This window comes from Pseudarthrobacter sp. HLT1-3 (genome assembly GCF_059383535.1).
Genome location: NZ_JBWZCJ010000001.1, coordinates 366,231 through 374,540, shown reverse-complemented (window position 1 = coordinate 374,540; position 8,310 = coordinate 366,231). Strand labels below are relative to the sequence as shown.

Below are 8,310 nucleotides of genomic sequence, written 5' to 3'. Positions count from 1 at the left end.
TCGCATCCCCGATCCCGGTCACACCGTCATCGGTGGTAATCCGGAGCGTCACGAAGTTACGGGACGGACTGGTCACAAAAACTTCCGCGGCAATGATTTTCACAGTTGATCCAGGCTTTCGGTGTCGGTCTGCAGTGGAGGGCTCATGGGTGATGGAGCCGGGGGGTCTAGCGCTGGGTGGTTCCGCTGGGAGTGGCACCCAGCAGCATCAGCTCGTCCCGGCGGGGCAGGCCCTCCCAGTCACCGGCAGTGCTGACGGCGAAGGCCCCGGCGAGGGCGCCGCGCTGCAGCCGGCCGCCAACGTCTTCGCCGTCGAGCAGGGCGGAGAGGTAGCCGGCGGTGAACGCATCGCCGGCGCCCACGGTGTCGATGCTGGTGACCGGCACGGCGGGCGTTTCCCAGCGGCGTGCCGCGGTGTGGACGCCGGCGCCGGCCGCGCCCCGCTTGACCACGACCTCCCGGACCCCGCGGTCCAGAAGTTCGGCGGCGAGGGCCGTTTCGGCGTCGTCGGCGCGGCCGGGGTGCCCTGGCCCTGCGGCGACCAGACCGAGTTCGTCGTCGGAGGCGATCAGGATGGTGGCGTGCCGGGCCAGCGGGGTGAGGACTGCCCGCGCCTCGTCGCGGGACCAGAGCTTGCTGCGGTAGTTGACGTCGAGGGAGACTTCCAGGCCTTCGCCGGCGGCCCGGGCGGCCGCATATTCCACGGCCCTCCGTGCCTCCGGGCTGAGGGCGGCGGTGATCCCGGTGAGGTGCAGGACTCGGGCGCCGTTGTGCAGGGCCCGGTCGACGTCGTCACGCTCCAGCGTGGAGCCGGCGGAACCTGCGCGGTAGTAGAAGGCGCGGGTGACGTCGGCGGTGCGCTGCTCGAGGAACATGACGCCGGTGCTGCGGCTGCCGTCCACCCGGTGCCGGACCGCGATGCCCTCGCCCCGGAGCTGGCGCAGGATGAACTCACCGTGCGGGTCGGCGCCCAAGACGCCGGCCCAGCCCACCCGGTGGCCGAGCCGCGCGACACCGACGGCCACGTTCGACTCCGCCCCGGCCACGTGCATCCCCAGCGAACCGCCGGCGGTCAGCGGCCCGGCGGAGCGCAGCGAGACCATGGATTCGCCGAGGGTCACGAGGTCAGGGATCCCGAGGTCGGGAGTCCCGGCGTCGGGAGTCACCGCAGGCTCTCCGCGGCGGTCGGGCGGTCAAATTCGGCTGCGAGCGCCACAAAACGTCGGGCGCGGTCACGGACCGGGGCCAGGTCGCCGCCCGATGCGGCGTTCCCGAGGAGCGGGCTGCCCAGGCCGACGGCGACGGCGCCCGCCTGCCAGTAGCCGGCCGCCTCGTCGAGCCCGACGCCGCCGACGGGAATGAAAGGGATCCCGGGGAACGGGTCCAGCAGGGCCTTGAGGTAACGCGGCCCGCCGATGGACGCGGGGAAGAGCTTGACTGCGGTGGCGCCGCGGGTCATCGCCTCGTAGGCCTCGGAGGGCGTGAGTGCCCCGGCCAGGACCGGGATGCCGCGCGCGGCGGAGGCGTCGATGGACTCGGCGAGCGCCGGGGTGACCATAAACTGTCCGCCGGCCGCGGCGACGTCGTCCACGTCCTGCGAGGTCAGCACGGTGCCGGCCCCGACGAAACAGCCGGCCGGGGCCGCGGCGCGGACCTGCCGGATCGCCGCGAGGGCATCCGGCGTGGTCAGCGCGATTTCAACGTACCGGAAGCCCTCGGCCATCACCGCGAGGGCGGCCTGCGCGGCGGCCCGGCCGTCCGCGCCGCGCACAATGGCGACCAACCGGGTCGCCCGGATTCCGGCCAGCAGGGTCTCCGGGGTCAGGGTCTCCGGGGTCAGGGTATCGGGGGTCAGGACCTCGGGGGTCAATGCCTGGTTCGTGCCGTCCGTCATCTCAGTCACCATTCTGCGTAGGATCCGTCGTTGTGCCGCCAGACAGGTCCGCGCCAGGCGTGGCCGCGCTTGTCCGCGGCGCGGACCACGGCCTCGTCGATTTCAATGCCGAGACCCGGGCCGGTCAGGCGTTCGATGTGGCCGTCCACGAACTTGAGCGGGGATTTGTCCACCACGTAATCCAGGACTTCGGCGCCCTGGTTGTAGTGGATCCCGATGCTTTGCTCCTGGATCAGGAAGTTGGGCGTCGCGAAGCCCACCTGCAGGCAGGCGGCCAGGGCCAGGGGTCCCAGCGGGCAGTGCGGGGCCAGCTGCACCTCGTAGATTTCCGCGAGCGAGGCGATCTTGCGGACCTCGGTAATCCCGCCGGCATGGGAGAGGTCCGGCTGGGCCACGGCGATGCCGGCCTGCAGAGCGGGCAGAAATTCCTGCCGGCTGTACAGCCGCTCACCGGTGGACACCGGCGTCGTGGTGGAAGACGTGAATTCGCGCAGCAGGTGGGTGTTTTCCGGGACCAGGGGTTCTTCGAGGAAGAAGGGCCGGTAGGGTTCCAGCAGCGGCGCCACCCGCCGGGCGTTGGCGAGGCTGAAGCGGCCGTGGAAGTCGACCGCGACGTCGCGGTGGTCCCCGAGGACCTCGCGGGCGGCGGCGACGCGGCGGACGACGCCGTCGAGCTCCGCCACGGTGGCGATGGGGCTCATCCGGCCGCTGGCGTTCATCTTCACGGCGGTGAGCCCGACCTCCAGCTGGGCGCTGATCTGGTCGGCCACCTCGTTGGGCTCGTCCCCGCCCACCCAGCCGTACATCCGGATCCGGTCCCGGACGTGTCCGCCCAGAAGCTGGTGCACCGGGGTGTTGAGGTGCTTGCCCGCGATGTCCCACAGGGCCTGGTCCAGCCCGGACACGGCGCTGGCCAGGATGGGTCCGCCGCGGTAGAAGGAACCCTTGGTCATCACCTGCCAGTGGTCCTCGATCCGGAGCGCGTCGCGGCCGATCAGCACCTCGGAGAGCTGCTGGACGGCGGTGCGGACCGTTTCGCTGCGGCCCTCGCAGGTGGCCTCGCCCCAGCCGACGATCCCGCTGTCGGTCTCGATCCGGACGAAGAGCCAGCGCGGGGCGACCAGGAAGGTTTCAATTCTGCTGATGAGTGTCATCGTGGCCTAGCCCTTGGTCGCGCCGGCGGTCATGCCGGAAACGATGTACTTCTGCGTGAAGAGGGCAATGATCATGATCGGGATGGTGACCACGGTGGCGGCCGCCATCAGTCCGCCCCAGTCGATGCTGGCGTACGAGACGAAGTCGAAGATCGCGACCGGCAGGGTCTTCGTCTTGGAGCCGGAGAGCACCAGGGCGAACATGAAGTTGTTCCACGAGAAGATGAAGGACAGGATGCCGGCGGTGGCGATTCCGGCGACGGAGAGCGGGAGCGTGATGCGGCGGAAGGCTCCGATCGGGGTGAGCCCGTCGACCTGCGCCGATTCCTCGAGCTCGAGCGGCATCGAATCGAAGTAGCTCATCATGATGTAGACGATCAGCGGCAGCGCCACGAACATGTGGCTGAGGATCAGCACTTCGAAGCCGCCGACCATGCGCAGGTTGGAGAACACGTAGTACCACGGCACCAGCAGGGAGACGCCGGGGATGACGCGGGCCATCAGGACCACCAGGGCAGAGCGGTGCATCGTGAAGCGGCTCATCGCGTAGGCCGCCGGGACGCCCAGGACCAGGGAAAGCACCGTGGAGACGAAGGCCACCCAGAAGCTGTTGAAGATGAAGATGAAGTAGTTGTTGCGCTGCAGCACGTTGGCGTAGTTCTCGGTGGTGGGGCTGAAGAGCAGCGCCTTGCCGGTGTCGTAGATGTCCACGTTGGTCTTGAAGGAGGCCAGGAGCATCCAGAACAGCGGAGCGATCAGGAACAGCACGACGGCGATCAGGGCAACGACGCGGAAGACCTTGTACGCGCGGGTGGCCAGCGGCTTCCGGCGGCGTCGGGCCACGGGGGTCCGTGCCGCTGCGCCGGCCTGGGATGCGATGTTTTCGTTAAGGACGGTCATTTGTTTACCGCTTTCTTGCGCATGGTCAGCAGCCACATCGAGCCGACGATGATCATAAAGAACAGGATCAGCACCGCGGAGGACAGCCCGTACTGGTTGTAATCAAAGCTCAATCCGTAGGCGTAGACGTTGAGGGTCTCGACCTCGTGGAAGGAACCGCCGCCCTTGCCCTTGGTGGCGTAGAGGATGTCAAAGGTCTTCAGCGCGTCGATGCCCCGGAGCAGGATGGCCACGATCACGGTCGGCATCATCAGCGGGAGGGTGATGTAGAAGAAGCGCTGGAAGGAGCTGGCGCCATCCATGCGGGCCGCCTCATCGGGTTCCTCGGAGAGGGAGGTCAGGCCGGCGAGCAGGATGAGGACCACCATCGGGGTCCACTGCCACACGTCCATGAAAATCGTGGTGCCAAGGGCGGTGTCCTGCCCGGACAGCCACGGCTGCGGCGGGATCCCCACCATGCCGAGCAGCTGGTTGGCGAAGCCGATATTGGGGTCGAAGATCAGCCGCCACATCATGCCGACGGCCACGGGGGTCGCGACCAGCGGCAGCAGGATGGCCACCCGAACCCACTTTTCGCCCTTGAAGGGCCGCCACAGCAGCAGCGCGATGCACATGCCGAGCACGACTTCGCAGACCAGCGCGACGCCGGTGAAGGTCAGCGTGCGGCCGACGGCGGGCCAGAAGCGGTCCATGTCGGACAGGACCGTGAGGTAGTTTTCCAGGCCGATGAACTCGGAGGCGGCACGGACTGACCCCTGCGAGTCGGTGAGGCTCAGGTACAGAGTCCAGGCCAGCGGGAAGATAATCAGGACGCCGACGAAGATCATCGCCGGGGCCGCGAACAGCCACTTCCGGTGCCGGTTGGCCCAGGCGGAGAAGTTCTCACGCGCGCCGGGAGGGCGGCCGGCGCTGCGGGCAGGTGCGCTGCGGGAAGGGTTCAGTACAGACATGGTTCACCTAAGGAGTCGGGGGTGAAGTGACGAGCGGGCCGCGGCGGGACGGCAGCAGGGCTGCCGTCCCGCCGGGCTGGTGTGCACTCCGGCGCGCTGCGCGCGAGGGGCGCGAAGCGCGGAGGGCGTTATTTCTTTTCGGTGTCCAGGAACTTCTGGAAGTCCTCGTGGGCCGTGTCAGCAGCGGCGGACGCGTCCGCGCCGGTGATGGTGGCTACGATCGGGCCGCCCACGATTTCGCGGGCCTTGCCCACGGTGACAACCTCGGGACGGTCGTGGCCGACGCCGTTCTTGGCGCTGGCGGCGATGGCCTCGGCCAGGTCCTTCGGGTACGTGGAGGTGCCGGCGGGATCGGACCAGACGGAGGTGCGGGGTCCGGGGACGCCGGCCTTCTGGGCTTCCAGCGTGCGTTCCTTGCTGGTGGCCCACTGGATGAACTTCCAGGCGTTGTCCTGGTTGCCCGAAGCCTGGTTCACGGCAAGGCCCCACGACGGGATGTTGTACGGCTTGGACCCTGCGGGGCCGGCCGGCAGCGCGGCGAAGCCGACTGTGTCCGCGACCTTGGACTTGGCCGGGTCGGTGGCGTTCTTGTAGAGCGAGTCGGCCTCGGTGTAGAAGGCGGCCTTGCCCTGAGTGAAGATTGCCATCGCCTCGGGCCAGCTCATGTCGGTGCTGACGTTGGCCGGACCGTAGTTGCGGATCAGGCCGCCGTAGTACGCGTAGGCCTGCTTGGCGGCGTCGGAGTTGACGGCGGACTTGCCGCTGGAGTCGGTGAAGTCGCCGCCGAAGCTGTACAGGAAGCTGGAGAACTGGGTGACGGCTGCGGACTTGCCGGTACGGGCCACGAAGCCCGCGATGTCCGGCGAGGAAGCCTTGATGGCCTTGGCGGCAGCCTCGAGCTCTTCCATGGTCTTGGGAACCTCAAGGCCGGCGGCCTGCAGCAGGTCCTTGCGGTAGTAGAGCACTTCGCGTTCGGTGATGATCGGGACGCCGACCACCTTGCCGTCCGCCGTGGTGGCCTTGACCGGGCCCTCCTGGTAGTCCTTCCAGTCCCAGTTGGCGTCCCAGGACACCTTGGATGTCAGGTCGGCGAGGTAGCCGTTCTTGGCGAACGCCTTGCCCTCCTGCAGCGGGCGGTACATCATGACGTCGATCTCGTCGCTGCCGGCGTTGAGCTTGACGTTGTACTGGTCCGAGAGCTGGTCTTCGCCAAGCTGGGTCAGCTCGACCTTGAGGCCGCTGGACTTCTCGAATTCCGGAATGGCTGCCTTGATGCCTTCAGTCCAGACGTGGTTGGCCAGCGTGACCCGGACGGTGCCGGCGGCCTTCGCATCGCTGCTGCCGCTGCCGCCGCTGCAGGCCGTGAGCCCCAGCGACAGTGCCGCGGCGACCGCCGCGTACTGCATGATCGAACGTCGCTTCATTACGACTCCCTTAGTTCGTTAGGGCTGGATGTCATCGTCCAGCCGGCTGCAGAGGCATCTTTACATCTGCTCTGGAAGCGATCTTAGATAAATAAGGCAGACTTAAACAACCCCTTGCGGGCAACCAGTATGATTTATTTATGACAACCCCAAAGGCGGAGTCCTCAGCTGACCTGCATTCCCTGCTGGTCCACAAGCTGGGACTCGCTATTGCCGAAGGGACCCTCGCTCCGCACTCCATTCTGCGCCTGGACGAGCTTGAGGCGCAGCACAAGGTATCCCGCTCGGTGGTCCGCGAGGCCACCCGGGTACTCTCCTCCAAGGGCATGCTGGAATCACGACGGCGGCTGGGCACGGTGGTGCAGCCCGAAGACAGCTGGAACGCCTACGACCCGCAGGTGATCCGCTGGCGGCTGGCCTCCTCCAGGCGGCTGGAACAACTGAAGGCGCTGAACGAACTCCGCGGCGCGATCGAGCCGCAGGCCGCCCGGTTGGCCGCCGAGCGGGCCTCCTGGGATGCCGGCAGCGATCTGGTCTCGCAGGCTGCCCGGCTCTGGGCCGCGGGCCAGCGCGGAGACAACGACGAGTTCCTCCGGCTGGACATCGAATTCCACGCCGCAGTGCTCAAGGCCTCCGGCAACCCCATGTTTTCCCAGCTGCACAACCTGGTCACCGAGGTCCTGACCGGGCGGACCGAGCACGGCCTGATGCCGCACCTGCCGCACCACGAGGCGCTGCAGCTGCACGTGGATGTCGCCAGCGCCATCCAGCGCGGCGAGGCGAGCGCAGCGCATGCCGCGATGAGCCGGATCGTGGAGCAGTCCTCCGAGGAGATGGGCAGCATCTGGTCCAGCCGCCGCCAGCCGGCCGTCCCCGAGCCCGCCGCCACCCCCTAATCCAACCCGCCCAAATCCCCCAATCCCCCAATCCCCCAACCAATCCCATCAACGCGGGGTCACTTAGCGCCCATCCGGGGTGCCGGAATCGGCGCTAAGTGACCCCGCGTTGCTGGTTTGGTCAGTCCTCGGTGGGGGTGGTGCGCAGCGGGTGGTAGTTCCGCCAGCTGTGCTCGGGTGCGTAGCCGAGCAGGCGTTTGGCCTTGTCGATGGAGAGCAGGGTTTCGTGCTCGCCGAGCTCCCTGACCACCGGCACGTTCGGGAACACCTCCGCGGCGAGGCTGGTGCTGCTGCGGCCCATCACGGTGTCGGCGTTGGCGATGATGAACGCCTCGAACCCCGGGGTGCCGTGCTCGAGGGCGCGGGCCACGGCCTGCGCACCGTCCCGGCCGTCGATGTAGCCCCAGAGGTTCCACTTGCGCAGTTTCGCGTCGGCGTCGAAGCCGGGGAACTCCTCGTAGTCCTCCGGGTCCATCACGTTGGAAAAGCGCAGTCCGGTGATGCTCAACTCGGGATCCCAGCGGGTGAGCTGGACCGCCATCTGCTCCTCGAGGTGTTTCACCAGCGAGTAGGTGCTTTCCGGCCGGGCCGGGTATTCCTCGTCGACCGGAAGGTAGGGCGGGTCGACGTCGAACGGCAGACCCAGCACCGTCTCACTGGAGGCGTAGACAATCTTCTTGATCCCGGCCCGGCGGGCGGCCTGGAACACGTTGTAGGTGGCCAGCATGTTGTTCTCAAAGGTCGCGGCGTCCGGGGCGAGCCCGGGGGCCGGGATGGCGGCCAGGTGAACCACCGCGTCAAATCCTTCGTGCCGGTCCTCCAGGCCCAGCAGCACATCCACCACCTGGCCGTAGCTGCTGAGCTGCACCTCGGCGTATCCGGGTCCGCGAGTTCCGGTGCGGTCCAGGTTGGTGACCTCGTGGCCGTCAGCACCCAGCCGCCGGACGACACTCCGGCCAAGCTTCCCGCTTCCTCCAGTAACAGCAACTCTCATCGGGTCTCCTCGGGTCGTGGGGATTTGTTCCACCCTAGATCGAGCCGGGGACCGTGCACATCCCCGGGGCCGCCCGGCGCGGGCCCCGGGTGACTTTC

8 protein-coding genes are annotated in these 8,310 nt (G+C 67.9%); 1 reads left to right on the top strand and 7 read right to left on the bottom strand.

The window, feature by feature from the left end:
- Nucleotides 1–167: 167 nt before the first annotated feature.
- From AC50X9_RS01735 to AC50X9_RS01710, 6 genes are all read right to left on the bottom strand, one after another.
- A complete protein-coding gene (locus AC50X9_RS01735; RefSeq protein ID WP_494889482.1) occupies nt 168–1,166 on the bottom strand; it encodes a sugar kinase in 999 nt (332 codons plus the stop codon).
- Nucleotides 1,163–1,894, bottom strand: coding sequence for a bifunctional 4-hydroxy-2-oxoglutarate aldolase/2-dehydro-3-deoxy-phosphogluconate aldolase (locus AC50X9_RS01730; RefSeq protein WP_494889480.1), 732 nt, complete (start codon nt 1,892–1,894; stop codon nt 1,163–1,165). The genes AC50X9_RS01735 and AC50X9_RS01730 overlap by 4 nt, the downstream gene beginning before the upstream one ends.
- Before the next feature lie 5 nt (nt 1,895–1,899).
- On the bottom strand, nt 1,900–3,048 hold the full coding sequence (dgoD, locus tag AC50X9_RS01725) for a galactonate dehydratase (protein ID WP_494889478.1): 1,149 nt from the start codon (nt 3,046–3,048) through the stop codon (nt 1,900–1,902).
- Between the two features lie 6 nt (nt 3,049–3,054).
- The gene (locus AC50X9_RS01720) at nt 3,055–3,948 is read right to left on the bottom strand and encodes a carbohydrate ABC transporter permease (protein WP_494889476.1); all 894 of its coding nucleotides are present in this window, start codon (nt 3,946–3,948) and stop codon (nt 3,055–3,057) included.
- Nucleotides 3,945–4,898, bottom strand: a complete 954-nt coding sequence (locus AC50X9_RS01715; protein ID WP_494889474.1) for a carbohydrate ABC transporter permease — start codon at nt 4,896–4,898, stop codon at nt 3,945–3,947. Before AC50X9_RS01715 ends, AC50X9_RS01720 begins: the two co-directional genes overlap by 4 nt.
- Before the next feature lie 128 nt (nt 4,899–5,026).
- Nucleotides 5,027–6,322: an ABC transporter substrate-binding protein gene (locus AC50X9_RS01710; protein ID WP_494889472.1), complete on the bottom strand. Its 1,296-nt coding sequence runs from the start codon at nt 6,320–6,322 to the stop codon at nt 5,027–5,029.
- A 140-nt stretch (nt 6,323–6,462) separates the two neighbouring features.
- Here AC50X9_RS01710 and AC50X9_RS01705 point away from each other — a divergent pair, with 140 nt between their 5' ends.
- Nucleotides 6,463–7,218 carry a FadR/GntR family transcriptional regulator gene (locus tag AC50X9_RS01705; RefSeq protein WP_494889470.1) on the top strand — a complete coding sequence of 252 codons (756 nt, stop codon included), beginning with the start codon at nt 6,463–6,465 and terminating at the stop codon, nt 7,216–7,218.
- Nucleotides 7,219–7,339: 121 nt separating this feature from the next.
- On the opposite strand, the gene AC50X9_RS01700 is transcribed toward AC50X9_RS01705, so the two are convergent.
- Nucleotides 7,340–8,212, bottom strand: coding sequence for an NAD-dependent epimerase/dehydratase family protein (locus AC50X9_RS01700; RefSeq protein WP_494889468.1), 873 nt, complete (start codon nt 8,210–8,212; stop codon nt 7,340–7,342).
- Nucleotides 8,213–8,310 lie beyond the last annotated feature (98 nt).

Coding starts and splice junctions, on each gene's coding strand:
- AC50X9_RS01730 (WP_494889480.1), bottom strand. CDS start 1,894: ATGACGGACGGCACGAACCAGGCATTGACCCCCGAGGTCCTGACCCCC.
- dgoD (WP_494889478.1), bottom strand. CDS start 3,048: ATGACACTCATCAGCAGAATTGAAACCTTCCTGGTCGCCCCGCGCTGG.
- AC50X9_RS01720 (WP_494889476.1), bottom strand. CDS start 3,948: ATGACCGTCCTTAACGAAAACATCGCATCCCAGGCCGGCGCAGCGGCA.
- AC50X9_RS01700 (WP_494889468.1), bottom strand. CDS start 8,212: ATGAGAGTTGCTGTTACTGGAGGAAGCGGGAAGCTTGGCCGGAGTGTC.
- AC50X9_RS01710 (WP_494889472.1), bottom strand. CDS start 6,322: ATGAAGCGACGTTCGATCATGCAGTACGCGGCGGTCGCCGCGGCACTG.
- AC50X9_RS01705 (WP_494889470.1), top strand. CDS start 6,463: ATGACAACCCCAAAGGCGGAGTCCTCAGCTGACCTGCATTCCCTGCTG.
- AC50X9_RS01715 (WP_494889474.1), bottom strand. CDS start 4,898: ATGTCTGTACTGAACCCTTCCCGCAGCGCACCTGCCCGCAGCGCCGGC.